Below are 26,132 nucleotides of genomic sequence, written 5' to 3' on the forward strand. Positions count from 1 at the left end.
TGGCATCCACAATCAAAAATTGTCTAAAAGAAGTACCGAATGCATGGGAATCATGACAAACGGTATAGAGGGGTTGGGCGTTTTCAGCACGCCGCTGTGTCAACTCCACTAGTGTTAAGCTTGATGGAACTTAAAATGTTTAAGAGCCGTTGAGAAACATTAGAAACCCTCACTTCAACCGTAGGTAAGTGGGGGAGATTCATATCAATCTTTTGTTGGTATTGATCGGAAACGAGAAAATCATCTTCCATTAGAATGTAAGGATGTGTTTCCATCAAAATCTTTGTGAGGTAATCCGGCATTTTCTCTTTTGTGTACGCACAAATTAATGGAAAAGACAGAAGGTTCACAGCTTCGTCTGCTATCTTCTCAAAATCTTCTATTATATGCAGGGTCTCTTCCATAGTGAGCCACTCCACATGTGCCCATGATCGGAAAGAAATTTTATTACATATGGCTGAACTGTTTTATTAAAGTAATCAAGAATGGCAGGAGGATGATAGCTGCCGCTTGAAAAATAAAAATTAAAACTGTTTACAGGGTGGACCATTTCCATTTGTTCTTCTGTTAACTGCGAGCTCAGTTTTTTATGAATCATACGGTAAATAGGTTCATTTTCAATAAGAATGACGTGATCTCCCGCTGTGATGCCATTTTGTATGTAACTCATAACTTGTTCAAGATAATTGTCCATTTCCTTATACGCATAAAGTACATGAACACTTCTTTGATCCTTAAACAACTGGTTCATTTTGCTTTGCAAGTAATCATCCTTTCTACTACATTGACTTAACTCCAGGTTAACAAAATTCTATAAATAATGCCGAAAATGAAAGTTTTGTAGTATATAAACGGTTATAGTGTTGAGGGTAATGATTGGAAATTACTCTTTTTATTTTATGATGAAGGAAAGTGAAATGGTTTCCTTTAATAAAATTCAGCCAGAAGTCCCCTTCCTCAAATGCAAAACAGTAGGGAGGGGAGGTTCATAAACTTAAATCTATTTTTTGGGATCGCATTTGAAGAAATGGGATACAGAGAACTTTGATTACAAACAAGAAAATGACTCCCAGCTCATATGAGTGGAGTCATTTTTTCATACAGTTAGTGTTTATTCATCTTCAAGATCTTCAATTAAATTTTTCATTTCAGTAATTTCTTTACGCTGCGCTTTTATAATTTCGTCAGCAAGATCACGAACTCGTGGGTCTGTAATTTCAGCGCGTTCGCTCGTTAAGATGGCAATGGAGTGATGGGGAATCATTCCTTCCATATAATCCACATCATCTACTAATGTTTGGCTTCTTAATAGAAACAGTGAAGTGGAAAATACAACAATACTTCCTAAAATAATGGCAATATTTGCTTTGCGATTTTTGAGCATATGAAGCATAAAAAGTAACATAATAATCGTCATTGTTGCACCCATTAACAGCGCCATATAAGCTCTTGTTTCACTAAAGAATACATGATCAAACTTAAATGTGCTCAGATATTTGAAAATAAACATCACAATGGCTGAGATTAAAACCATTCCTGCAAATCTTAGGTATGGCTTCATAACATACACTCCTTTATATAGTCTTGTAGAGATGAATACCCGAATTTTATAACATGTATTCTTTATTCTTATTTAAAACAGTCTCTAAAATATAAAAACATGTCGCTATAGTACAAAGACAATTTTTAGAAATTGCCCTAAAATTATAATGATTAATTCAGTAAATTTTTAACAGGGGAATAAAAGCGATTACATTTAGAATTGATTTATAGGAGCTGAAAATAATGAATAAATCTGTTCGCTGGGGAATTTTAAGTACCGCTCAAATTGCCCAGGACGAATTACTGCCTGCTTTTATGGACGCTTGTAATGCAGAAGTTACGGCCATTGCGAGTTCGAATCCGAAAGTAAATGACATTGCTTCAACGTTTACCATTTCAAAAGTATATAACTCCTATGAAAATTTATTAGACGATCCTGACATTGACGCGGTGTACATTCCACTTCCAAACGCTCTTCATGCAGAATGGGTTAAAAAAGCGGCCAAAAAAGGAAAGCATGTGTTATGCGAGAAGCCTGCTGCATTAACCGCAGCCGAAGCGGAAGCAATGATTAATGTTTGCCGGGAAAATAATGTGCTTTTCTTAGAAGGGTTTATGTATTAATTTCATTCACAGCATGAACGAGTAAAGGAAATAATTGCTTCTGGTGAAATTGGTGACGTAAAAGTGATGAGAGTAAGTCTTTCCTTTTACTTTGAACATGGTGCTAACAATATCCGCATGAATTCACAGCTTGGCGGCGGCAGTTTGTACGATGTTGGCTGTTATTGTGTTCATTCAATTCGAAATATTTTAGGAGCTGAACCGAATCGAGTATTCGCTTCTGTTCAAAAGCATCCTGAAAGTGAAGTAGACATGTCTTCAGCAGGCATTCTAAAAGTTGATAACGGCATAACAGCGGTATTTGATGCGGGCATGGATCGTACCCGGATTGATACGTACGAGGTAATTGGTACAAAGGGCAGTATTCGCGTACCACGAGCGTTTATACCACAGATTTATAAAGGCGAAGCATCACTTTTGATTGCTGCAAATGACGAAAATGGTCGTGAAGAAACCGTGATTGGACATCAATATCAGCTTGAAGTTGAATCCTTCTCAAAATGGGTGTTAGAAGGGAAAATGCCAGAGGGAATGATGGAAAATACAATTCATAATTTGAAGGTACTTGATGCGTGTTTTGAGTCCGTTAAAAAAGAAACATTTGTAAATATAACGACTTCCTCTTTATAAGTGGATTACGTTTTACGGTGCCCAAGAAAAACCGAGAATGAATGTATATCTTGACAAACTTGACGAACTAGCAGAACAAGCTTCAGAAGAAGAAAAACTGCGCATGAAGGAACTCTTTATGGTCAGCTGTCAGCTTGAATATATGTTTTTTGATATGGCGTATAAAGTAGAGGATTGGCCGGTACAACAAGTAAGTGCTGCAGTAATAGATTAAGAAAAGAAAGCCCGATTTCCTGTGTAGATCATCAAGGAAAGCGGGTTTTTTAGTATAAAGTAATGTTACATAATAAAGTTGTATTTAAGAATTGTTTTTCCATTTTTTCTAATAATATAAAGAAAAGGCTTGGAGGAGGAACAATAAAATGGTGGATCATAAGGTGTATGATTTAGTAGGAGTGGGGATCGGTCCTTTTAATTTAAGTTTGGCGGCGCTGCTTGATGATTGTACAGAAGTAAAAACCGTTTTTTTTGATCAAAAACCGCATTTTGATTGGCATCCAGGCATGCTAATTGTAGGCACAAGGCTTCAAGTTCCGTTTATGGCGGACTTAGTAACGTTAGCGGATCCAACAAATAAATACAGCTTTTTAAATTATTTATCGGAAAAAAATCGCTTATATCCGTTTTATTTTTTACAGCGCTTAGATATTCCGAGAAGAGAGTATAACGATTACTGTCAATGGGCGGCAGATGGATTAAAAAATTGCCGTTTTGGAAAGAAGGTCTCTTCGTTAGAATACATGCAGTCGGAAAAATGTTTTGTTATTACCGTTCAAGATATGAAAACGAAAGAGATAACAACATATAAAGGGAAAAACATTGTTTTAGGTACGGGCAGTACGCCGGTGATGCCAAAATCGTTTCAAGGTTTTTCAGAAGAAGATGTGTTTCATACGTCACAGTTTTTAAAGCGGCAGAAGCGGTGTCGAAAAGCGAAATCGATCACAGTGATTGGTTCGGGGCAAAGTGCGGCAGAAGTATTTCGTGAATTGTTAAAAGAACGGCTCGATCATCAGTATCAACTAACATGGATTACACGCTCACCAAGCTTTTTATCAATGGAAGAATCGAAATTAAGTGTCGAACAATTTTCTCCTGATTATGTAAATTATTTTTATCAATTTCCCCAAGAAAAAAAAGATGAAATTTTTGCTTCCCAAGACCTTCTTTATAAAGGAATTAGCGCGCATACAACGACTGATATTTATAATTTGCTGTATGAGCATTCTGTTTCCGGAGAAGAATTAGATGTGAGCTTGCAGGTATTAACAGAAGTGAAAGGAATCGAAGAAAAAGGGGATAACTATAAAATTTTGTGTCATCAGTGGCAGCAAAATAAAGAATTTTCCCATGAAAGTGAAGTCGTTATTGTCGGTACCGGCTACCGTCCGAATGTACCAGATTTTGTTAAAAAGTTAGATTCTTATATTTCGTGGGATGACCAAGGCAGGTATGAAGTAGAGGCTGATTACCGGCTTCGTCTCGATCTGCCAAATCAAATTTATGTGCACAGCGGCATCTCACATTCACACGGATTGGGCTCAACAAACTTAGGGCTTGCTGTTCACCGCAACAAGGTAATTATTAATCATCTGCTTAGAAAAGAAATATTTCCAATTTATGATAAATATGTGTTTCAAAATTTTGATGCCGAGAAGTTTAATTGAAGAAACTTACTTATTCTTCTTTACACCTGTTTTTGATCACACTTTTTCAAAAACAGGTTTTTTCTTTAGTTCATAACTGAATCCAAATTTATTACGAACTAGAAAGTAAAATCGGCTGATTAGAAGGATAGTTAAAGTATTGTCTAACCGCAAGCGAGATGCCTTTTGCGATATTAGCGGCCATCGTGTAAATAAGATGGAGGTTCGTATAAAAAAGCTCCCCTTTTTCAATGGCAGGATTATTTTCGAGAACGACTCCCATAATGCTGCAGTCTCCGATTGGTGGAAGATGTTGGTTAAGACCTGCACCCGGCAGCAAAGCACCTTCGCGAACAACGATTGAGTTTAAGGTTTTTGCCGTTCCCAGCACACTATCAATTGCGATGACAAAGCTGTTTTTTGGTAAAATCATTCTTGATATTTCCGGGACAAGCGTTGTCGCATCTAAAGGTGATTGAAGATTTCCGCGTACTGTTAAGTGGTCTGGATATAAATCACGAAGTAATGTTCCAACAAAAGGACCGAGACTATCGCCGTTTATTAGGTTAGAGCCAATTCCGACAACATAAATATGCTCTGTACCTTCTGGAATAAGCGCGTGTAATGTGTTGCGAATAAAAAGTGGTGCTAGTTTATGGTTATATGGAATAATTTCTTCAAACATTGTTCGTTTCTTATCTGTATTGTATCGGTTGAACATGTGATAGCCACCTCATCAATTTCTCTGTTGTTCCATTTCTTAAAACTAATATTCTTTCTTTATACCGTATAATCCTTCATTTTTTCTAATTCGAAAGTCACATAAAGGTAAAATATGGTAGTTAAAATGTGTAATAATGAAGCAGGAAGCGGGTGATTTAACGGGATTAGGGAGGAAAAAATAGGAGAGATGTGGAAGACTACTTTAACCGTTATCAATCAATTAACGGTCATTAATGATTGAGAAATTTTCACGTAAGAAAGGGTATGAAAACCTTGAAACCAAACGTTTATATTACAAGAAAGCTGCCGTTACCTGTTGTAGAGAAAATAAAGGAAGTTTGTGAAGTGCGCATGTGGGATGAAGAAGATATTCCGGTGCCAAAAGAAGTGCTTGAAAAAGAAATAGAAAATGTTGATGGACTGTACTGTTTATTAACGGAATCCATTGATAAAGAGCTTTTAAGTAAAGCGAATAACCTGAAAGTGATCAGCAATATGGCGGTTGGCTACAATAACATCGATGTGGATGCTGCTTCAGGAAAAGGAATACTCGTTACGAATACGCCGGGTGTGTTAACGGAAACAACCGCTGATCTTACGTTTGCATTAATGATGGCTGCTGGTCGCCGGTTAGTTGAGGCTTCAGATTATTTGAAGGCTGGTAAATGGAAAACATGGTCGCCGATGATGTTAACCGGTCAAGATATGTATGGTGCCACACTTGGGATTATTGGCTTAGGACGAATCGGTGAATCCGTTGCGAAACGAGCAAAAGGCTTTGATATGGACGTTTTGTACTATAATCGAAGCCGCAAAAAAGAGGCGGAAGAGGAGCTCGGCATTCACTATAGGGATCTTGAAACACTGTTAAAGGAGTCTGACTTTGTTTGTGTGTTAACGCCCTATACGCCGGAAACGGAAAATTTAATTGGCAAAGAACAGTTAGCGTTAATGAAATCATCTGCTGTATTAGTGAATACGGCAAGAGGCGGCATCGTGAATGAAGGTGACTTGTATCATGCCTTAAAAAGTGGCGAAATTTTTGCGGCAGGGTTAGATGTATTTAAAGAAGAGCCAATTTCATTAGATCACCCGCTGTTAACGTTACCTAATGTTGTCGTACTTCCTCATATCGGCAGTGCGAGTAAGAAAACAAGAATGAACATGGCAAATCTTGCAGCAGATAACTTACTGCAGGGGGTAGAGAGGAAAACGCCGAAACATTTAGTAAACAAACATGTCATTGAAGAAGGTCTGTCTTATTAGGGATAGGCCTCCTTATTTTTTGCGGCAGCTTTTTTATGAAAAAATGAAAACCCGATTTCCTTTTAAGTTATAAAGGAAATCGGGTTTTTTAGTATGAAGTCATGTTGTTTTTAAAAATTTCCCTTTTAAATTCCATTTCAATCGTATATAATCTAACTGTATTAAATATAGTAGTACAGTTAATACAATTCATACACATAGTACAGAAGGGAGAGCAGCAATGTTTGAATTAGATGTAAGAAGCCGAAAGCCGATTTATGAACAATTAATCGACAAGATTAAAGAGCTGATTATTAATGAAGTGCTTGAAGTTGATGAAAAACTTCCTTCTGTAAGGATCCTTGCACAGCAGTTAACAATTAATCCGAATACAATTCAAAAAGCGTATCGAGAGCTGGAGAGACAAGAATACATTTATTCGATTAAAGGAAAAGGCAGCTTTGTTAGTGCGTCTGCTAAGGAAGTGAATACAGAAAAGTTAACAAAAGTAAAACAAGAGTTAAAAAAATATTTAGCTGAAGCGCTATACTTAGGATTAACACGAGAAGAGATATATGAGCTGGTTAGAGAAATTGAACAATCCATAGGGGGAGGCGGCCAAGATGATTAATATTACAGAAATAAGCAAAGCATTTGATCGTGAAAACGTGCTGTCAAATGTTAGTTTTTCCATTCATAAAGGCTCCATTTACGGGCTGCTTGGCTCAAATGGTGCTGGAAAAACAACGCTTTTAAAAATAATTGCCGGAATTTATAAACAAGATGCAGGAGAAATTCGCATCGAAAACGATGAAGTGTTTGAAAATAATCTTATTAAACAGAAGATCATCTTTCTCACCGATACGGTTTATTTTTTCCCACAGTACACGATCAAACAGATGGCGATGTATTATCAAAGCTTGTATCCAACATGGAACTCGGAAAGATTTAAGAAATTAGAACAGCTTTTTGGAATTGATGTACATAAGAAAATTCAAAAGCTTTCAAAAGGGATGCAGAGGCAGGTTGCAATTTGGTTAGGATTGTCTGCGATGCCTGAAATTTTTATCTTAGATGAACCTTTTGATGGACTCGATCCAGTTGTGCGGAAAAAGGTGAAAAATTTAATTGTGCAGGACGTTGCAGAGCGTGAAATGACGGTCATGATTTCTTCTCATAATCTTCGGGAAGTAGAAGATATTTGCGATCACATCGGGATTTTACATAAAGGGACGATGCTGTTGGAACGCGAGCTCGATGACTTAAAAATAGATATTCATAAAATTCAGATCGCCTTTAAAAAGAACGTACCTGATCACTTTTTCGATGAGTTAAATGTTTTATATAAAGAGGAAAGAGGCAGCGTCTTGCTTTGCATTGTACGAGGGGCTCATGAAGAGGTATTCCAAAAGGTGGAGCGTTATAACCCGGTTATTTTTGATTTGCTGCCGCTTACATTAGAAGAAATTTTTATTTATGAAATGGGGGGAGCCGGTTATGCCATCGAAAACATCTTGGTTTAATAAAGAGATCGTTCTGCAGGATATACGAACAGTCGGATGGGTTAGTCTCGTTTATTTCTTAGGATTATTGTTTGCGATTCCTTTAAAAATCATCATGGAAATGACAAGGGAGGATGCTTACTATTTCCCACATTATGAAAATCTTTTTTCTTATAATGCTGAAGTTCAGATTGTTTTATTTGCTGGGATTCCAGTTTTACTTGGATTATTTCTTTTCAGATATTTACAGTTGAAGCAGTCAACCGATTTTATTCACAGTTTACCACTCAAAAGAAAAAGCGTCTTTTATCATCATCTGGTTATTGGAAACACCTTTTTAATCCTGCCGGTGCTGGTTATTGCGGTTATTTTAGTGCTGTTTAACAGCTTCTTTGATATGACAGCCTTTTTTACGATGAAAGAGCTGGCAGTCTGGCTTGGCACAACGATTTTGCTTGATTTGCTGCTGTTTAGTGCCGCTGTTTTTGTCGGGATGTTAACGGGATTGTCTGCTGTTCAGGCGGTGCTTACGTATCTTTTGCTTTTCTTTCCGCTTGGAATAAGTTTGTTGTTTAACTTTAACTTGGAACAGTTTTTATTCGGATATCCAGCAGATTATTATTTAAATAATAATCTTGAACGGTTTTCACCACTTACACATTTAGAACAATTTGATCGCCAGCCAATCAGTCTGAAGTTTGTAATCATTTATCTTGCTGCGGCGATCACTTTAACGGCTTTATCTTTAGTTATTTATAAAAAGCGAAAAAATGAAGCGGCATCCCAAGCAATTGCGTTTTCGAAATTAAGACCAGTTTTCAAATATGGGCTAACGTTCTGCACAATGCTGTTCGGCGGTTTATATTTTGGCGAAACACAGGAAAGTTTATATTGGGTTTTATTTGGATACGCTTCTGGTGCTGTTATTGGCTATTATATTTCAGAAATGGTGCTCCAAAAATCATGGAGGGTGTTTGGAAGTTTAAAGGGATTAATTCCATATTCATTAGTGATCATTGTTGTTTTTGTCTTGTTTCAATTTGATGTTACGGGATATGAAAGCAACATACCGGAATTTGATGAGATTGAGCGCGTTTATTTCAATGACAAATCGCCATGGGATTACATCAACCAAGAAGAAAGTGAATTACCTGTACACTATATTTATAAGGAAGAAAACATTAAGGCAATTATAGACTTACACAATGAAATGATTGCGAATCAAGAAGGTGTGGAAGCGAAAAATCCTAACTGGCGAAGTTTATTTATTGTGTATGAACTGAAAGATGGCGACAAACAAATTCGTCAGTACAAGGTTCCTGCGAGTGCTGCTTTTGAAGAATATTTAAAACCAATCTATGAGTCTGCTGAATATAAGAAGACTACGTATAAGATTTTAAGTGTCGAAAATAGTCAAGTTGACCGAATCACTATTTCTCCAAACGGACCGATTGATCACCGCGTCACGATAGCTGATCCTGAAAAAATCATGGAGGTTATCGAGATTTTAAAAGAAGAGGTTACAAATGCATCATATGAAGAGATGATAAACGAAAAAGGACGTAATTCCCATATCTCAGTTGAATTAAATAACGACAATCAACAACCTGTTTATATGGAATTATCACCAACATATCAGGAGCTCTTGAACTGGTTGAAAAAAGAGGAACTTCTTGCTGCGGCGATTTTAACGGCGGACGATATCGACTATGCGGTTATTGCAAAAAGCAAAGAGTTAAGTCCGACTGGAGGGTATGCAGTAGAAGTGGAGACAAGGATTAAAGAACTGCTCGATGAAGGAACCGCATTAAAAATTACCGATAATGAAAAAAATAATCAGCTCTTACAAAATATTGATAATGGCCGTGAAAATAGTAGTTATATCATTGCTTTCAAATATAAGAGCGGAGCCTATATCGAAACACAGTATCTTTCCAAGGAAGCTGCACCTGATTTTGTACAAGAAGCAATAAACGAATAAAAACAAGAAGGAGATGGGGAAAGTGGGGGCTGTCTTAGAGCATAAAGAGAATCAAAAAGACGTTGGATTGATTTATCGAAATTATTATATGAAAGTCTATCATGCAGCTTTGTCGGTCGTAAAAGATTGCCACATAGCAGAAGATGTTGTACAAGAGACGTTTATTAAAGCCTATAAAAACATTGAAAAAATGGACGAGGAATGTAGAATCGGAAGCTGGCTGTCAACGATCGCTGTCCGAACCGCAATCGATTTTGTACGTAAAGAAAAGCGAAGCGGCGCGGTACCAGTCGAATCGATCATCCTTGAGTTGAACGAAGACAAATGGAAAAGTCGCAGTGTGGAGAAAGAAGTTGAGCAGCTTTTTCTAAAAGAAGACCTCCTGCAATTCGTAGGAGAGCTTAAACCAGAGTTAGGTGAAATTCTTTTGTTGAAATTTCAAAAAGGATTAAAGGAAGAAGAGATTGCCCGTTATATGAAGCTTCCTTTAGGTACAGTGAAATCACGAATTTATAGAGGAAGAAATAAAGTGAAAGATTATTTATTAAAACAGTACGTATCTTAGCGAATGTCTTTTGATTTAAATAGAAAGAAATAAAAAAGCTGCTGAGCATGACGCTCAGCAGCTTTCACTTTATTCAACGCCAGGAATGTTTGGAGGCGTAGTTGGGACGGTTTTCTTTTTATAATTATATTGAGAACGATCGACAGGAACAAAACCTTCAGGAGTGTAAAAACGTAACAGGTCTCCTTCGACAAGACGGTCAGAGAACTGCAGTTTCATCTCAGCAGCTTTCTTTAATTGCTGCGCTTCTTCTGTTGCTTCTATTTCCTCTCCACTCGTAGAATCATAGAATTTATCATCTGTATAGGAGATCGTTGGTCCCATAAAATCACCGTTTCGAAATGGAACGACTTCATCGTGTTCTTCAGATAATAAATCTGTCCCAAATTCGATATACTGCTTTGTATCAATTCCTAATAAATGCAGTAGTGTTGGACGAAGATCAATTTGACCGCCGTATTGATGCATTGTGCCGCCTTCAATGCCAGGAACACGAATAAATAAAGGAACTCGTTGTAAGCCTGCACTTTCAAGCGGTGTAATTTCTTTATTTAAAACTTGTGCCATAGCCTTGTTATGATTCTCTGAAATTCCATAATGATCACCATACATAATGATAACAGAGTTATCATATAAACCAGATTCCTTTAAGTAATCGAAGAACTCTTTTAATGCTTCGTCCGCATAGCGTGCTGTCTGGAAATAATTATCGACAGATTTATCTCCAGTTGTATGCGGCTCAATCGTTGTTTGTTCTTGATCGATTCGATAAGGATAATGGTGAGATACCGTCAAGAATTTCGTATAGAAAGGCTGCGGTAACGATTCTAATAATGGAATAGATTGTTCAAAAAATGGTTTATCATGTAAGCCGTAATCGGCAAGCTCAAATTCATTCAATTCATAATAGCTGGAATCATAAAATGCATCATATCCAAATGATTTATAAATTTCATTACGGTTCCAGAATGAACCTTTGTTTCCATGAAACACCGCTGACGTGTAGCCTTTTTGTCCTAAAATAGCAGGTGCTGCTTGGTACGTGTTCATTCCTTTCGTTGAAAAGGCAGAACCTTGCGGAAGGCCATATAACGAATTTTCTAAAATAAATTCAGCATCGGATGTTTTTCCCTGTGCTGTTTGGTGGAAGAAGTTATCGAAATACAGCGTATTTTCTTCTGCTGTTAACGAATTTAAAAATGGTGTTACTTCTTCGCCATGAAGTTCATAGTTAATCAAGAAATTTTGAATCGACTCTAGGTGAAGATAAATCACATTCATGCCTTCTGCCGCTCCGAAATACTCCGGATTAGGACTCGCATACTCTGCATTTGTATAGTTAATTACTTCAGTAATATCATTACTATCTGCCATCGCACGTTTTGCAGAAGCTTTCGTGCTTAACACCGCATCATAAATCGTGTAATTATACATTCCTAAATATTTTACAATATAGTTGCGGTCAAATGTTCTTGTTAACAACTGCGGGCGGTCTGTTTCAGCCAACCCTAAGTTTACGGACATAATTATAATCGCCGCTGTAAAAACGGCAGCGATTTTTCTGCGCTGAATTTGGATGTTTTGCTGTTTGCCAAAGCGAAATGCAGCTAAAACAAGTAATATGATTGTATCTAAAAAGAATAATAGATCTGTTGCTTTTAACAGCGATGTAATACTGCCGCTAACATCACCGAAGTTTTGCGTCTGTGTTAATGTTGGCAAAGTAATAAAGTCATTGAAAAAACGATAGTAGACGATATTTGCAAATAATAAAAAGCTTAATAAAAAGTTGATGATAATGAGCCAAATATATTTTCTTCTTCCTTTTGCAAAAAGCGCAAATCCAAGGAAGAAAAGTGATGAACCTAATGGATTAAGAAATAGTAAAAACTCCTGCATACTATTTTCAATTCCTAAATTAAATTCATTTAGCTGACTGTAATAGGTTTTTATCCATAATAAGATCACAGCTAGTAAGAAAAGGCTCATATAATTATTACTGAATCTCAGTTTGTTGAATAAATTCTTCATCATTTCACCTCTTCAAAGTTCAAGTATCTAAGTTTATTTAATATATTTATTTTTTATTAACAATATCTATTATTCTTTTAGGTGGACCATTCTTTCTTGCAAAATATACAAGAAAGTTAATGGATAAAATAGATCATAACTGTTTTTTGGAAAAAGTCAAGATGCTGGAAAAACAGAGAGTTATGTTGAACTCTTTCACACCATTAAAGGAAGCGATTACAAAAAAATCTAGGAGTAACCTAATTGGAATGGATTTTTTATCGATAGGATTAACGACAAGTTGTAGGTGGAAATAATGTACATAATTTTCGAAAAATATTCAAACTAAAACGTTGACTGTACGGTTTGTATGTTATAAATTAAAATTAATTTAAATGGATGGGGTGATTAAATTGGGAAGTTTTATAAAATTGGTGAATTAGCAAGTATAACCAATGTTTCTAAAAGAACAATTGATTATTACACCCAAATAGGATTACTTAATCCGGAAAGAACGGCATCGAATTACAGATTATATAGGGAAGAGTCCATTCATATTTTAGAGCTTGTTGAGCATTATAAAAAGTTGAATATGCCATTAGATGAAATAAAAACAGCGATTGGATTAATAAAATCAAATGATGGTGCTGATGATTGTAAAGTTGAAAAGCATATGGAACAAATTGCAGATATTATGAAGCATCTTGAGACTGAAATTAAAGAAATAAAGCCTCTGCTTGAAAACTTAGATGAAAAACAACATAAGGTAATCATGAACAAACTAGCGCCACGAGGTACAGCATTGTCGCAGACACTGCTTTTATTATTTGGATAATAAAGCAGCAAACCAATTATTATACAACCATCCATTCTTCTTTTCTTGCTTTTATTTTTCTAATGGTTAACCTGACATCTTCTGAAAAGATAAGTCGTTATACTAGGAACCTTTCTATTTTTTGGAACTGTTACTTGTAAAAAATATAGCATGAAACTGCAAACTAAATAATTAATATTAATGACTGAGAATATAAAAAAACAGGAGGTGTATTCCTTACTTGCAGCGATGCAGTAAGGAGACCATTTGGAGATATTTAATTTAATGATGGTAGCAATTTTGATCGCTTTAACCGGATTTTTCGTTGCATCTGAGTTTGCGATTGTGAAAATTCGCAGTACAAAGATTGATCAATTAGTGTTAGAAGGAAATAAAAATGCACTTGCTGCCAAAACGGTAATAACGAATTTGGATGAATATCTTTCAGCATGTCAACTAGGAATCACTATTACAGCATTAGGACTTGGCTGGTTAGGAGAGCCAACAGTAGAACATTTACTGCATCCATTATTTGTTCAATTGAATGTATCTGAATCCGTATCGACGATTTTATCGTTCATTCTTGCTTTTGCGACCATTACATTTTTACATGTAGTCATTGGAGAGCTTGCTCCGAAAACACTTGCGATACAAAAAGCTGAATCGGTCACATTATTATTTGCAAAACCGATGATGTTTTTTTATAAAATCATGTATCCATTTATTAAAATTTTGAATGGATCCGCTCGTTTAGTAACTGGAATCTTTGGCTTGAAGCCGGCATCTGAACATGAAATTGCTCATTCAGAAGAAGAACTTCGTCTTATTCTTTCTGAAAGCTATAAGAGTGGAGAAATTAACCAATCTGAATACAAATATGTAAATAATATTTTTGAATTTGATGACCGTATTGCAAAGGAGATTATGGTTCCCCGTACTGAAATCGTTGCATTTGATCGAACGCAAACGCTGCAAGAGTTTATAGAGGTTGTGAAGGAAGAGAACTATACGAGATATCCCGTTACTGATGGTGATAAAGACAATATTATTGGGATGATCAATATGAAGGAAGTGTTGATTCATTTTGTAAAAGGGAAAAACTTAGAGGGTACGATTGAAAACTATACACGCCCTGTGATTCAAGTGATTGAATCGATTGCCATCCATGATTTGTTGGTGAAGATGCAAAAAGAACGTGTTCATATGGCTATTTTAATCGATGAGTATGGCGGAACGGCAGGGTTAGTAACCGTTGAAGACATTATTGAAGAAATTGTAGGAGATATTCGCGATGAATTTGATTATGATGAGGTCCCGGATATTAATCGTATTGATGAGAACCGAACAGTTATTGATGGAAAAGTGTTGATTGAAGAAGTAAATAATCTGTTTGGACTTTCGATTGATGATACAGATGTTGATACGATTGGCGGCTGGGTGCTGACCGAAAAGATAGAAGCAGCAGCAGGAGATAAAATCATGGTGAATGATTACCAGTTTAAAGTACTCGAAGTAGAAGGATATCATATAAAATCTCTTGAGGTCGTCAAAGTTTTAGATCAGCAATCGCTTGCGTAGCAGCCAACACTCTTTAAAGGGTGTTGTTTTTTTTGAAATGGTCGCTGCTTATCGAGATTAATTGGAATATTTTAGATGATTTGAAGGTTTATATTTGATGAAGAAAGAATTAAAAAAGAAAGGTATTTAAATGAAGTTGAGCTTTGCCAAAAGAGGTGAACGAATATTAGTATATGGGTAAAAGTGATTTCTTTTATAAGTATAATCGCCATTTTATGTTTAATAGTTTTTAATACAGAATTGTTTATTGTATTAAGAGATGGTGATATCGAAGCAGTTCGCTTGTGGTCCGATAAAAATTTATTCTTTATATTCGTGCTTACTTTCGTCATGATGATTATTCAAAATACGTTTACGGTTATTCCGCTTATTTTATTGCTAACGCTTAATATTACTTTATTTGGATTCTTTTATGGGTATATGTGGAGTTGGTTTACAAGTGTAGCTGCAGCTGTAATTGTTTTTCTCATTGTACGAGGATTGTTTCAAGATGTATTGCTTCAGAAAGGTTATTCTGGAATGAAAGATAAAATCGAACAAAACGGTTTTATGTATGTATTGATAGGAAGGATTTTTCCTTTTGTTCCAACAAGTATCATTAATATTGCTGCTGGCCTAAGTACTGTTCGTTTTAACCATTTCTTATTAGCAACAGCTGTTGGTAATTTAATTTATTTTTTTATATTATCTCTCATACCATTAGGGTTTCTTTCAAAGAAATTTGATCAGTATATATTAGTGGCTCTTTCTACCGCAGCTATCTTAGCTTTTGTTGGATATAAACTTTGCAGTAGAAAGAAAAGGAACAAGATCAGCCATTCTAGCATTCATGATAAGTAGAAAGCTTTAGCATCATAATTAAAAAAATGTATTCACAAAGGAGTTTTTATGATGTCAGAAATTATACCTTTTTTACTATTTGAAGGCAGTGCTGAAGAAGCAATGAACTATTATGTCTCTCTATTTGATGATGCAGAAATTATAACCATTTCACGTTACGGGGCAAATGAAGGGGGAGAGGAAGGAAAAGTTTCACAAGCGAGCTTTTCATTAAACGGACAAGTGTTTATGTGTACCGATAGTATCGTAAAACATGATTTTACCTTTACCCCATCACTTTCACTGTATGTAACTTGTGATACGGAAGAGGAGCTTGACCGGGTATTTCAGAAATTGGCACAAAATGGTGAAGTGTTAATGCCGTTAAATGCTTATCCATTTAGTCAAAAGTTTGGCTGGGTTAGTGATCAATTTGGTGTTTCTTGGCAGTTGAACCTTTTAAATAAGTAAGAGAATCATTCCTTAGGATTGAATAACAAGCTCCAGCTGTACAAAAAAACAACAAGGCGAATGTCTTGTTGTTTCTTTTTTTGGGACTGAAGCAGGCAGATACCCATGTTATTTACTGAATGCTCATTCTATGGGGTAAGATTTAATTTAAATTCACAGATTCCGGTACTGAAACCTCTTTTGGTTCTGGTACAAACATAAGCACGATAATCCCAACAATAAATAAAACGATTAAACTGAATACTCCCATGCTCGAATTGCCGGTAATTTGAGCGGTTGCTCCTACTAATAATGGACCCATGATGGAGGCGAATTTTCCAAAAATATTATAAAATCCGAAAAATTCATTGGCATTGTTCTTTGGTACGAGCTTCGCAAAATAGGCGCGGCTCAGCGCTTGAATGCCGCCCTGTGATGTGGCTACAAGCATCGCTAAAATCCAGAAATCTAGTGTCGTTTCTAGGAAGTAAGCGTAAATACAAACAATAATATAAATAAGAATTCCAACATAAAGCATTTTCTTTCCTGTAAATTTCTCTGCTAGTTTTCCGTATAAAATCGCAAATGGAGCGGCAACAACTTGTGTAACAAATAAAATAATTAAAAGGTCTGTTGCGCCAATTCCTAAATCTGTTCCATAGGCGGTAGACATTGATATAATTGTTCCCACGCCATCAATGTAGAAAAAATAACCGATTAAAAATAAAAAGACAACCCGATATTTGCGAATTTCCTTAAACGTTTTTCCAAGCCGCTTAAAGCTGTTAACAACAGGCCTTGCTTCACGCTCGATATAAAAGCGCTGCTGAACGTTTTTAAATAAAGGAATCGTAAATAATCCCCACCATAAAGCAGTGATTAGAAAAGCAATTTTACTTGCGGCAGTGATTGAAAGAGGTAAGAGCTCGTTTTGCGCCAAGATAATTATGGCAATGCTTAGTATAAATGGAATCGTACTGCCGATATATCCTAATCCAAAACCGCGCGAAGATATATTGTTCATCCGCTCCTCAGTTGTGACATCGACAAGAAAGGCATCATAAAATACATTTGCTCCTGTTGCTCCAACAGCAGTCACCGTATAACAAATGAGTAAAGCTAGCCATTGATCACTCGGAATAAACGCAAGTATTGCTGTTGCGGTTACTCCAAGGGCAAAGAAGAAGGTGAAGAACTTTTTCTTAAAGCCTTGATAGTCTGCGATGATTCCTAAAATAGGTCCAAGCATGGCCAGAATAAATGTTGCAATTGCAATCGTGTAACCTAAGTACGCTGTGGAATTCGCAGCACTCACTCCGGCATTTTCAGCAGCGGCCTTGTAAAAGAGCGGAAAGACAGCGGTTGTAATAATAATCGAATAAGCAGAGTTTGCCCAGTCATATAATACCCAGCTGTTTTCCTCTTTAGAAAAACGCTTCATAAGCTTTACCCCCTAGTAAATAATTCACTTGTTTTAAAATAAAAGTAATTTCAACGTGTCACTGTTGGAAAAGTTAAAAAATGAACATGTTAGTTAGTAGAAAAGGTGTAGGTGTGAAGGTATTGCGGTTCATTCTTCTTCAGTATAAAGAATCATTTTTATAATATTCAACTATTTTTTGTAAATTTATTAAAACGTAATGGATTGTTAACATTCACTTAATAATTTTTGAAAATACAGCAAAGAAGGAGAAATCTTTTGCTTTGAGAAGTGGACTTACACAATACAAAATAAACAATTTCCCTTACACATAATAGTCAGCTGTGCATATAGTAGCCAATGTAACAAACTGATTAAATAGTGGAAAGGGAGTTTGATAGATGTATTATGATTATGATTATGATCCGCGTCAATTTCCTTATGGAACTGGGGGAACAGGTCAAACAGGTGGTCTAGGCGGTATCTTTGGTGGAACCGGTGGATTTGATGGTGTAGGTAGTCTTGGAGGTCTTGGTGGTTTTGGAGGGCTGCCTAGTCAATTAAGTCCAGCACAACAACAGCAAGTACAGCAAATTATGCAGCAAATCCAACGTCCTACTACACAACCGCCACAGCAACTTGTAAGTCTTTATAATCGTTTAAATTCATTACCGTCTCAACAGCTGATGAGCCTCGTACAGCAGCGCCCACAAGGATTAACACAAGTCTATCAATTGTTAGGTTCGCAAACTTCTCCAACGTCAGGTCCCTATAATTACAATTATAGGGACGATGAACGATTTAATGGAATTTGGTCTTGTCAGGGCAGATGGACACTGATCTTCTATCAAAATCCTTTTGGTGGTATTAGTGTTTCTCTTGCATGGGTAGCTTTCGTGAATTGGTTTATTACAATCGCATTCTGCTTCCCTACATTAGCGCCTTGTTTCTTCTTTACACCGCAAATCCTTTTAGCTCTTTGTTAGAGATGATTGCTGCCAAAGGGGAAAATTATATATCCTCTTTGGCTTCATCTATAGAAATGGGACAAGCGGCACTAGCACTTACATAATTAACATTTGGTTCATCGCTGTAGCGCAATACAATATGCCGATTAGTGTGGTGTGATAACAAATTCTAAAGATCTCCTCAGCCCCTATTTTTCCCTGCAGCATATCAAGTTTTGTTTTTATCATCCGTCCATATGGGATAGCTCCATCATTCCGCCAAGCGTTTTGAAATGCCCGAGCAGCCTCACGATAAATGGGAGAGCTGCATTTTCCGAGACTGTTTAAGTTTATGAGCAGCTCGCCTACTAAATCCCAATTACCAACTTGTAAATAATGAAGTAAAAGATATTCTACAACTGCCGATATTCTTTCTCTATCATCTAAAAGCCAGGAAAACGATTGATTGCCAAAATCAGTAATATAAAACAGTGTATGAGTAACAGAATAAGCATCATCCTCAGTGAGGGATATGGGACTGGATTTGTTTCCTAATAAGGTTCTCCTGTATAACTTTAACCAATTCGGCTCTTGGCAGTAATTTGCTTTCCAATATACAAATGCTTGTTCCATTATCAACTCAGAATCTGCTTCCATCGTATAGAGATATCCAAATCGGGAAAGGTATTCGAGAGTTTCTTCATAATATAATAAGCGATAACCGGAAGCGCGCAGCATAAGATATGGAAACAGGATCGAAAATGAAATGATCGGGTATTTTCTAGCTGTTTGAGCATAGGATCGGTTTTCACAATGGTGGGAAATAAAGTGATACCAAGCAGGCAGATGATTAGTAAGATTTAAGTTTTTCCATTGATGCAAATAGGTGTAAACCACTGATAATTCCGAGAAAGCTTGAAGCCCGTCATAATCTAGTTTGTTGTCTTTAATCGGAGAAAACAAATAAAGGTAACGATTTACCCAGTCTATACTTCTTGAAGCCAGTTGGTGTAGGAAGGAATATTTCAGCTTTAATTGAGGTGGAAACTTTTCAATATCCAAATAACTCACTTCTTTTATAAGTATAGAAATACCAAGGATAATTGGATGCTCTATCATACATGCTTATTTCTCCTCTAAAAAGATATTTTATTTACTTTACTTCAATAATATATGTGTGGTGATTGGAAGATGATTACGTGATTTAAACCTTAGAAGACAATGCTTGAACAGGTAGAGTCCAGCAGTAATTCCAAGCAGCATTAAAGGATAAAAAATGTAGAATGCTTAGGTAAGAGGAAGACATTTCTATACAAAGAAAGACACAGTAGGATTGTGAATATTATGTAGGTAAACTGGATAAGGCACCCCCCTCATTAAAGTAAAGGTTTTAATGAGGATGGGTGCTTTTTTGTACCTCTAACGATATGTTTTATAAGGCTTCAGCTTAATGATCCAAAAGGGATTTTGCTAAATTAACGGCATGATCCTTTGCATAATTGTTGTAAAGACCTGTGCTTAGTCTTACAGGATCACCGAAAAAGAATCGTTCATATAATGTTTGTCTTCCGCCAAATGCACTTGTACTTATATCCCATGCAAGCCGAAAGATTTTTGTTTTTTCTTCGCCGTTACAAAACGCCCCTTGTAGATAGTGATTTAAATCGTTTTTTAAAGGGGAGTTAAAATCCTTTTCAGTCGGAATAGAGATTAACCCGCTTGCTCCGAGGAGCTGAATAATTTCAGTAAACCGAGGGTATAACCGCGAAAATGTAATAATCGCTGCATGCAATGGATTTTCACTTGGGACCATTGTTCCTCTTTTATCTTGTTTTGCCTCCACTTCAGAACTTAGAAGAAGTGCTTTCATTGTTTCCAGCCCTATGATTAATTCACTCACTTTTTCTTGGACATGTTGATATTCACCAATATGAATGGTATCGACGATAAGCTGGGCAGCGCCGAGGAGAAATTCAATTTTTACAACCTGTCGAGAAGCCGTTTGGTGCAGCAGAAAGGGATAGAAATTCGATTCCTTATACATCGCATTTGCAATCGCATAGTTGTTGTACAAAAAAACTCGTTCCCACGGAACCAATACATGATCAAATACAACAATCGTATCCATTTCTTCAAACCGTGATCCTAGAGGATGATCGAATGTTGAGCCTCGGTAAGCGAAAGATTCACGACAGATAAACTTTAGATTTGGCGTATTGCTTGGAATCGAAAAAGCATAAACAAACGAGTCTTTAATAAACTTTCCCCCGACCGGCAGCACTAACAATTCATCAGTAATGCCGCCTTGTGTTGCGAGTAACCTAGCCCCTTTAATGACTAAGCCATCTTTATTTTTTTTAACAATTTGAGCAGAGAGAGGTTCGTCATCATCTTCATAATACCCGACGGAACGATTCACCTGCGGGCTGACAAACGTATGCGAAAATGTTAAGTCATTTTCACGCGCGTGTTCATACAAATTCTTAAGGTTTTTTCCGCGGTTATTCTTGTCTTGAAAGGCATCCCAAGCAGTACCTAATGCCATAAGGGCTGTATTAATATAATCGGGCGATCTTCCCATCATACTGCCGGATGTTTTTGCCCATTCCTGTGTTGTTAATCTTCTTTTTTTTAAATCTTCTTTTGAGCGGGGAGACAAATACGACGTTCCAACACGATCTCCTGTTAAGGGGGACGGGTATGTCATAAAGCTTGAATTTTTCGGATCCATTTGGAGATCAAAGAGCTTTGCTTTACTTTTTAACAGTCCTTTAAAGGCATCATGGTCACAAATATTTCCGTTCATTTTCTGTCCGTCAATCCATATCTCTGCCTGCAGTTTACGAATTCTTTTTAAAAAAGCTGCCCCATTACATGCCGGCATGTCATCCCACCTTTTAAAAAGAGTTTGCTTATGAGGTAAAGGCTGTTAGCGAAAGGTTTAAACTAAATAAGTGTATGACTAATCGCTGTCAATCTTGCTCTTCTCATTCAAAATTTCTAAAAAACTTTCTTTGAACATTCTAGTGATCAGATTATAAAGGAGAAGCGAATTAATCTCCATATGCTGTGTGTTATAATAAAATACATATTTATGTAAAAAAGTAATAGTAAAGAAATAAATAAACTCGTTTTTTAAAAGAATAAACATATAAACTTGGTTTATAAAGCGGTGCTGGTGACTTCACTTTTTTGTTATGTTCAATAAAAATTTTGATTGCGAAAATATAAGCGATCCATATAAAAGAGCACAGCAAGGAGTTAAGCCTTCTTATTGTGTTTGTCTGCACTAATTTTCAAAAATAGGGGGAATAACATATGAGTTATCATTTAGACGGTAAAATTGCCCTCGTTACTGGCGGCTCAAAAGGACTTGGAAAAGTGATTAGCACAAGGTTGGCAGAAGCAGGAGCAATGGTGATTGTAAACTATGCAAATTATAAAGAAGCAGCCGAACAAACTGCAGTCTCGATTCAATCTAGCGGTGGAAAAGCTGCTACAGTTAGAGGAGATATTACAGACGAACAAGCAGTAGCACAGCTTGTAACAGAAGTGGAGGCGACATGTGGTGGAACAATTGATATTTTAGTCAATAATGCGACAGGTCCGCAGCCTGAACTATCAATTGAAGAAAGTACATGGAATGACTACTTAGATCAGCTTGTGTTCTTTGTAAAAGCGCCTTTATTATTAACAAAAGCCGTTTTACCAGGAATGAAGAAAAAAGGTGAAGGTAGAATTATTACTATTGGAAGTGAAGTTGTTCAGTTAGGGAATCCAAACTTTTCTAATTATGTCACAGCTAAATCTTCTCAAATTGGCATGACGCGTTCTTGGGCAAATGAGTTAGGCCCGTTTGGGATTACAGTTAATTTAGTAAATCCCGGCTTTATTCCGGTTGAAAGACATAGTGAAGTCAATCCGCTTACTTTACGTGAATATGCAAAAGGAGTCCCACTTCGCAAAATGGGAGAGCCCCGCGACATTGGAAATGCCGTGGCATTTCTCGCTTCAAGTGAAGCAAGATTTATAACAGGACAGTCAATTTCCGTAAACGGTGGAAATACGTTTGGTATTTAAGCTGCTGATGCAAAAAGCAGAAGAGGAGTTTGCCTAAAGGAAATTCTGTCTATGTCATACATAATAGAATCGATAGGAAAAGGAAAAAATAAGGATGATTAGTTACAAAAAATATGTGAAACTCAGTAAAAAAACAAATGAGTTAAAGAAAGAGAAGATGTTAAAGTGAACAAATTAGTTTTTTTTGTTGGAACAGCTGGTACAGGAAAATCTTATATTGCGAGAGTATTATCCCAACATTTTTCGTGGGCTTATTTAGATATGGATACAGTCGGAACGCGTTTTGTAAATAAAATGCTGACGATGAGCGGAAGAAGCGCGGATGATCGTGATTCTAAGTTTTATAAAGAACATTTAAGAGATTTACCTTATGAAGCGATTACTGATCTTGCGCTAGAAAATTTAGAAGCAAAGCAAAATGCAGCATTGATCGCGCCTTTTACAAAAGAGTTAGCAATTCCGAACTGGATCGATGAGGTACTGAAGCGAAAAGGCTTTACGATACGAGATGTGGATATAAAAGTTATGATTATCGAAGTGGAAAATACAGAAATAGCGAAGCAAAGAATTGAAGCGAGAGGCTTCTCAAGAGATGAGTGGAAGCTCGAGCATTGGGATGAGTTTAAAGAAAGAATAAGTGCTCCTGAAATCGCTTGGAACATCCCGGATTCTTCTATCTTAAAGTTTGATAATTCCGGTTTATTAACAGAAGAAAAGTTAGAAATGTTAATTCGTTTTATAAAAGGTGAAGAAAGTTAGAAGCATCCTCTCATCCTTTAAAACAAAAAATTAGACAAAAGCAATTTACGGCTATATAATAAACCTCGATTTGAAGAATCTTTAAATTGAGATTTATGATAGTCTTAAAGCGATTGTAAACGAGAGAAAAACAGGAAGGTGGAGGAATTTTAGTGGAAATTGGTATTAGCACATTTGTAGAAACAACACCAGACGCGAAAACCGGTGAAGTCATTAGCCATGCACAGCGATTACGTGAAGTTGTTGAGGAAATTATCTTAGCTGACCAGGTAGGCTTAGATGTATTTGGTGTTGGGGAACATCATCGCGAAGATTTTGCGGCTTCTAATCCTGCGATTGTATTAGCTGCGGCTGCCCCGCAGACAAAACGAATCCGGCTGACAAGCGCGGTTACGGTACTTTCTTCTGCTGATCCAGTGCGGGTGTTTCAAGATTTTGCGGCGCTTGATGGGATTTCAAACGGACGCGCGGAGATTATGGCGGGCCGGGGTTCTTTTATCGAATCGTTTCCACTGTTTGGCTATGACTTAAATGATTATGATGAATTGTTTGAGGAAAAGCTCGAGCTCCTGCTGCAAATACGAGAGTCAGAGAAAATTACGTGGCGAGGCGGACATCGACCGGCGATTCAAAATCTCGGCGTTTACCCAAGGCCTGTTCAAGAGCCGTTGCCGGTCTGGATTGGAAGCGGAGGCAATTCACAATCTGTTATCCGCGCAGGTTTCCTTGGGCTGCCGCTTGTTTTAGCGATCATTGGCGGAAGTCCGCTTCAATTTAAGCCGCTTGTGGATCTTTATAAGAGAGCGGCAGAAAAAGCAGGTCATGATGTATCGAAGCTTCCGGTTGCCTCGCATTCGCACGGTTTCATTGCCGAGGATACCGAAACAGCGGCTGATCAGTTTTTCCCTTCTACCCAACATGTGATGAACAAATTAGGAAAAGAGCGGGGCTGGGGACCGTATACTCGTTCAAGCTTTGATGCTGCAAGGAGCTTTGAAGGGGCATTGTATGTCGGTGATTCGGATACTGTTGCCGAGAAAATCATTCATCTTCGCAAAAATGTTGGCATTACACGGTTTATGCTGCATGTCCCAGTTGGCTCTATGCCTCATCATGAAGTCATGAAGGCGATTGAATTGTTAGGAAAAGAAGTGGCCCCAAAAGTGCGTAAAGAAGTAGCGAAATGGGAAACTGAAAGTAAAGAGCAATAACCTACAATAAAAAAGTGGCAAAGAAGAGCTGTGGCGAAACAACTCCTTTATTTTTTTAACATTTTTGGAAATAGTACCTTTTCCTCAAGGGATGTGAAGGGCGATAACCCAAATGGATTAGAATGGATCGCAGTTAAATACTTTCATTTATTTACTTATAAAACATGGAAGTCTTGGTATTCTCTTTTGTTTTATATCCCTGTTATGCTGATCAATATTATCTTTTATAATAAATTTCATAAATATGTAGAAAATCAAAGGAAGGTAAGGGATATATAATATTCACCGCTAAACCTTCCTTTTTTGTATTTAAAATAAATTTGAACATAGTCCCTGTTTCTTAAGGAAAACTTACCTTATCTTGGTGGTCTTGGAGGTGCTCCGAACATTGGCTGCCCTGGAGGTGCTCCGTACATTACTACGCCGCCTCCTGTACCAGACTGAAGCTGACTAGCTGTCACTTGTGCTGATCCAGCTACACAGCTGCCGGGGAAGGGGCCTTGTAAAGGAGCTACGATTGTCACCATCTCAAGAAAGGCTGGAGGAGCATAATCAACTTTGTGGATAAAAACACGTGTGCCTTGAGGAAGCATTACACCATTGGGCAATGTTAAAGGACCTGGAAGGGTATAGAACTGTCCAACTAACCCTTGAAATGCCATAAGCATTTAACCTCTTTTCTTGTTGTAAGTTTATTTCATACATTAATCTATATATTCAGTGAAGTGTTTAAGTGTATAGATAGAAACCTAGATTATGGATTGTCATATTTAACTATTTTGAATCATAAGAACAAGAAGAACATTTTATAAGGGGTGGAGGTTTATGCGGATCGATTATAAAAGGTGGTCAGAACACCCTTATCCGGGAGAACAAGTTCCCCCTAGAGGTTATCCAGAACCAGGATATTGGCCGATGTTTTTTATTTCAAGAAGAGGGTCTAATGATTTTCTAGATCCCTTTCAGCAGCGGATCCATTTTAAAATTAAAAATCCTTATACGATTGATTGGGAAAAAGAGCTGGTTATTGTAAAACAAACATTGGCATCATTAACTCCTCAACAAAGACGTATCGCACAATATTGGGGAACAGGTGAACTAACCGAAAAAATTACTGCTATCATTATCAGTTCAGCCCAAAATAATCGAATGGGATCCCCTCATGTTGCTAGAGTATTAGGGTGTTTCCATGCTGCTGTCAATGATGTCTGTGTGATCACATGGCATCTTAAGTATCTCTTTAATGTAGCCCGACCCACTCAATACGACAGGAATCTACCTGCTGTGCTGATTACCCCTCGTTTTCCAGCATATCCTTCTGCACACGCAACGATCGCAGGATGTGCAGAGATCATATTAAGCTATTTCTTTCCAGCAGAGTCATTCCCAATAAGGAATTTAGTGGAAGAAACGGCTCAATCTCGTTTATATGCCGGCGTCCATTTTAAAGTAGACAATGATGAAGGCTTAAGGTTAGGCAGGCAAATTGGGGAAATAGTTGTAAATTTATTGCAGATACAAAATGTAAGTACTTTTCGATAGGTTCAAAACGGCTCCCTTATAATATTGTTTCCTAATAGAGGTTA

The 26,132-nt window shown here is 37.0% G+C and carries 26 protein-coding genes and 1 pseudogene; 18 read left to right on the plus strand and 9 right to left on the minus strand.

Features of this window, described 5'->3' with window-relative positions; genetic code table 11:
* Nucleotides 1–83 precede the first annotated feature (83 nt).
* The 3 genes from DS031_RS24590 to DS031_RS17245 form a co-directional block, all read right to left on the minus strand.
* Nucleotides 84–404, minus strand: coding sequence for a hypothetical protein (locus tag DS031_RS24590; protein WP_342767259.1), 321 nt, complete (start codon nucleotides 402–404; stop codon nucleotides 84–86).
* Nucleotides 383–763, minus strand: a complete 381-nt coding sequence (locus DS031_RS17240; RefSeq protein ID WP_342767260.1) for an MEDS domain-containing protein — start codon at nucleotides 761–763, stop codon at nucleotides 383–385. Before DS031_RS17240 ends, DS031_RS24590 begins: the two co-directional genes overlap by 22 nt.
* Before the next feature lie 348 nt (nucleotides 764–1,111).
* Nucleotides 1,112–1,561, minus strand: coding sequence for a DUF305 domain-containing protein (locus tag DS031_RS17245; RefSeq protein ID WP_113807309.1), 450 nt, complete (start codon nucleotides 1,559–1,561; stop codon nucleotides 1,112–1,114).
* 224 nt (nucleotides 1,562–1,785) lie between these two features.
* Here DS031_RS17245 and DS031_RS24260 point away from each other — a divergent pair, with 224 nt between their 5' ends.
* The 4 genes and pseudogenes from DS031_RS24260 to DS031_RS17260 all read left to right on the plus strand — a co-directional run bounded on the left by DS031_RS24260 (nucleotide 1,786) and on the right by DS031_RS17260 (nucleotide 4,463).
* Nucleotides 1,786–2,166: a Gfo/Idh/MocA family protein gene (locus tag DS031_RS24260; protein ID WP_245947509.1), complete on the plus strand. Its 381-nt coding sequence runs from the start codon at nucleotides 1,786–1,788 to the stop codon at nucleotides 2,164–2,166.
* Between the two features lie 27 nt (nucleotides 2,167–2,193).
* Nucleotides 2,194–2,796, plus strand: a pseudogene (locus DS031_RS24265) (Gfo/Idh/MocA family protein); the annotation flags it as partial.
* Nucleotides 2,797–2,833: 37 nt separating this feature from the next.
* Nucleotides 2,834–3,010, plus strand: coding sequence for a hypothetical protein (locus DS031_RS17255; RefSeq protein WP_113807310.1), 177 nt, complete (start codon nucleotides 2,834–2,836; stop codon nucleotides 3,008–3,010).
* 148 nt (nucleotides 3,011–3,158) lie between these two features.
* Nucleotides 3,159–4,463 carry a lysine N(6)-hydroxylase/L-ornithine N(5)-oxygenase family protein gene (locus DS031_RS17260; protein ID WP_113807311.1) on the plus strand — a complete coding sequence of 435 codons (1,305 nt, stop codon included), beginning with the start codon at nucleotides 3,159–3,161 and terminating at the stop codon, nucleotides 4,461–4,463.
* Nucleotides 4,464–4,554: 91 nt separating this feature from the next.
* Here DS031_RS17260 and yyaC read toward each other — a convergent pair whose 3' ends face one another.
* Entirely contained in the window at nucleotides 4,555–5,163 is a 609-nt protein-coding gene (yyaC, locus tag DS031_RS17265) for a spore protease YyaC (protein ID WP_245947511.1), read from the minus strand.
* 275 nt (nucleotides 5,164–5,438) lie between these two features.
* Here yyaC and DS031_RS17270 point away from each other — a divergent pair, with 275 nt between their 5' ends.
* From DS031_RS17270 to DS031_RS17290, 5 genes are all read left to right on the plus strand, one after another.
* The gene (locus DS031_RS17270; RefSeq protein WP_113807312.1) at nucleotides 5,439–6,431 is read left to right on the plus strand and encodes a 2-hydroxyacid dehydrogenase; all 993 of its coding nucleotides are present in this window, start codon (nucleotides 5,439–5,441) and stop codon (nucleotides 6,429–6,431) included.
* Nucleotides 6,432–6,651: 220 nt separating this feature from the next.
* Entirely contained in the window at nucleotides 6,652–7,041 is a 390-nt protein-coding gene (locus tag DS031_RS17275; RefSeq protein WP_113807313.1) for a GntR family transcriptional regulator, read from the plus strand.
* A complete protein-coding gene (locus DS031_RS17280; protein WP_113807314.1) occupies nucleotides 7,034–7,933 on the plus strand; it encodes an ABC transporter ATP-binding protein in 900 nt (299 codons plus the stop codon). Before DS031_RS17275 ends, DS031_RS17280 begins: the two co-directional genes overlap by 8 nt.
* The gene (locus tag DS031_RS17285) at nucleotides 7,908–9,893 is read left to right on the plus strand and encodes a DUF6449 domain-containing protein (RefSeq protein ID WP_113807315.1); all 1,986 of its coding nucleotides are present in this window, start codon (nucleotides 7,908–7,910) and stop codon (nucleotides 9,891–9,893) included. The genes DS031_RS17280 and DS031_RS17285 overlap by 26 nt, the downstream gene beginning before the upstream one ends.
* Nucleotides 9,894–9,915: 22 nt before the next feature.
* Nucleotides 9,916–10,458 (plus strand): RNA polymerase sigma factor, encoded by a 543-nt coding sequence (locus DS031_RS17290; RefSeq protein WP_181833211.1) that lies wholly within the window; start codon nucleotides 9,916–9,918, stop codon nucleotides 10,456–10,458.
* Between the two features lie 69 nt (nucleotides 10,459–10,527).
* On the opposite strand, the gene ltaS is transcribed toward DS031_RS17290, so the two are convergent.
* Nucleotides 10,528–12,489, minus strand: coding sequence for a lipoteichoic acid synthase (gene ltaS / locus DS031_RS17295; RefSeq protein ID WP_113807317.1), 1,962 nt, complete (start codon nucleotides 12,487–12,489; stop codon nucleotides 10,528–10,530).
* 409 nt (nucleotides 12,490–12,898) lie between these two features.
* On the opposite strand from ltaS, the gene DS031_RS24515 reads away from it, so the two are divergent.
* The 4 genes from DS031_RS24515 to DS031_RS17315 all read left to right on the plus strand — a co-directional run bounded on the left by DS031_RS24515 (nucleotide 12,899) and on the right by DS031_RS17315 (nucleotide 16,150).
* Nucleotides 12,899–13,303, plus strand: coding sequence for a MerR family transcriptional regulator (locus DS031_RS24515; protein WP_281269140.1), 405 nt, complete (start codon nucleotides 12,899–12,901; stop codon nucleotides 13,301–13,303).
* A gap of 246 nt (nucleotides 13,304–13,549) precedes the next feature.
* The gene (locus DS031_RS17305; RefSeq protein ID WP_113807319.1) at nucleotides 13,550–14,860 is read left to right on the plus strand and encodes a hemolysin family protein; all 1,311 of its coding nucleotides are present in this window, start codon (nucleotides 13,550–13,552) and stop codon (nucleotides 14,858–14,860) included.
* Nucleotides 14,861–15,190: 330 nt separating this feature from the next.
* Nucleotides 15,191–15,700: a TVP38/TMEM64 family protein gene (locus DS031_RS17310; RefSeq protein ID WP_142675791.1), complete on the plus strand. Its 510-nt coding sequence runs from the start codon at nucleotides 15,191–15,193 to the stop codon at nucleotides 15,698–15,700.
* A gap of 51 nt (nucleotides 15,701–15,751) precedes the next feature.
* Nucleotides 15,752–16,150: a VOC family protein gene (locus tag DS031_RS17315; protein ID WP_425451989.1), complete on the plus strand. Its 399-nt coding sequence runs from the start codon at nucleotides 15,752–15,754 to the stop codon at nucleotides 16,148–16,150.
* A gap of 142 nt (nucleotides 16,151–16,292) precedes the next feature.
* On the opposite strand, the gene DS031_RS17320 is transcribed toward DS031_RS17315, so the two are convergent.
* Nucleotides 16,293–17,570, minus strand: coding sequence for an MFS transporter (locus DS031_RS17320; RefSeq protein WP_113807322.1), 1,278 nt, complete (start codon nucleotides 17,568–17,570; stop codon nucleotides 16,293–16,295).
* Nucleotides 17,571–17,950: 380 nt separating this feature from the next.
* Here DS031_RS17320 and DS031_RS17325 point away from each other — a divergent pair, with 380 nt between their 5' ends.
* On the plus strand, nucleotides 17,951–18,535 hold the full coding sequence (locus tag DS031_RS17325) for a hypothetical protein (protein WP_113807323.1): 585 nt from the start codon (nucleotides 17,951–17,953) through the stop codon (nucleotides 18,533–18,535).
* A 78-nt stretch (nucleotides 18,536–18,613) separates the two neighbouring features.
* Here the strand turns inward: DS031_RS17325 and DS031_RS17330 are convergent, their stop codons facing one another.
* Together DS031_RS17330 and hpaB are read right to left on the minus strand one after the other, a co-directional pair.
* Nucleotides 18,614–19,615, minus strand: coding sequence for a DUF6895 family protein (locus DS031_RS17330; protein ID WP_113807324.1), 1,002 nt, complete (start codon nucleotides 19,613–19,615; stop codon nucleotides 18,614–18,616).
* 328 nt (nucleotides 19,616–19,943) lie between these two features.
* On the minus strand, nucleotides 19,944–21,380 hold the full coding sequence (hpaB, locus tag DS031_RS17335; RefSeq protein WP_113807325.1) for a 4-hydroxyphenylacetate 3-monooxygenase, oxygenase component: 1,437 nt from the start codon (nucleotides 21,378–21,380) through the stop codon (nucleotides 19,944–19,946).
* Between the two features lie 434 nt (nucleotides 21,381–21,814).
* Between hpaB and DS031_RS17340 the strand changes: the two genes are divergently transcribed.
* The 3 genes from DS031_RS17340 to DS031_RS17350 all read left to right on the plus strand — a co-directional run bounded on the left by DS031_RS17340 (nucleotide 21,815) and on the right by DS031_RS17350 (nucleotide 24,546).
* Nucleotides 21,815–22,576 carry an SDR family oxidoreductase gene (locus tag DS031_RS17340; protein ID WP_113807326.1) on the plus strand — a complete coding sequence of 254 codons (762 nt, stop codon included), beginning with the start codon at nucleotides 21,815–21,817 and terminating at the stop codon, nucleotides 22,574–22,576.
* A 165-nt stretch (nucleotides 22,577–22,741) separates the two neighbouring features.
* Complete coding sequence (locus DS031_RS17345; RefSeq protein ID WP_113807327.1) at nucleotides 22,742–23,335, plus strand: P-loop nucleotide/nucleoside kinase family protein; 594 nt, start codon at nucleotides 22,742–22,744, stop codon at nucleotides 23,333–23,335.
* 152 nt (nucleotides 23,336–23,487) lie between these two features.
* Entirely contained in the window at nucleotides 23,488–24,546 is a 1,059-nt protein-coding gene (locus DS031_RS17350) for an LLM class flavin-dependent oxidoreductase (protein WP_113807328.1), read from the plus strand.
* 356 nt (nucleotides 24,547–24,902) lie between these two features.
* On the opposite strand, the gene DS031_RS17355 is transcribed toward DS031_RS17350, so the two are convergent.
* A complete protein-coding gene (locus DS031_RS17355) occupies nucleotides 24,903–25,208 on the minus strand; it encodes a hypothetical protein (protein WP_181833212.1) in 306 nt (101 codons plus the stop codon).
* Between the two features lie 163 nt (nucleotides 25,209–25,371).
* Here DS031_RS17355 and DS031_RS17360 point away from each other — a divergent pair, with 163 nt between their 5' ends.
* Nucleotides 25,372–26,088, plus strand: a complete 717-nt coding sequence (locus DS031_RS17360) for a vanadium-dependent haloperoxidase (protein WP_113807329.1) — start codon at nucleotides 25,372–25,374, stop codon at nucleotides 26,086–26,088.
* Nucleotides 26,089–26,132: the final 44 nt, after the last annotated feature.

Source organism: Bacillus taeanensis (assembly GCF_003318295.1).
Taxonomy (GTDB): domain Bacteria; phylum Bacillota; class Bacilli; order Bacillales; family UBA6769; genus Maribacillus; species Maribacillus taeanensis.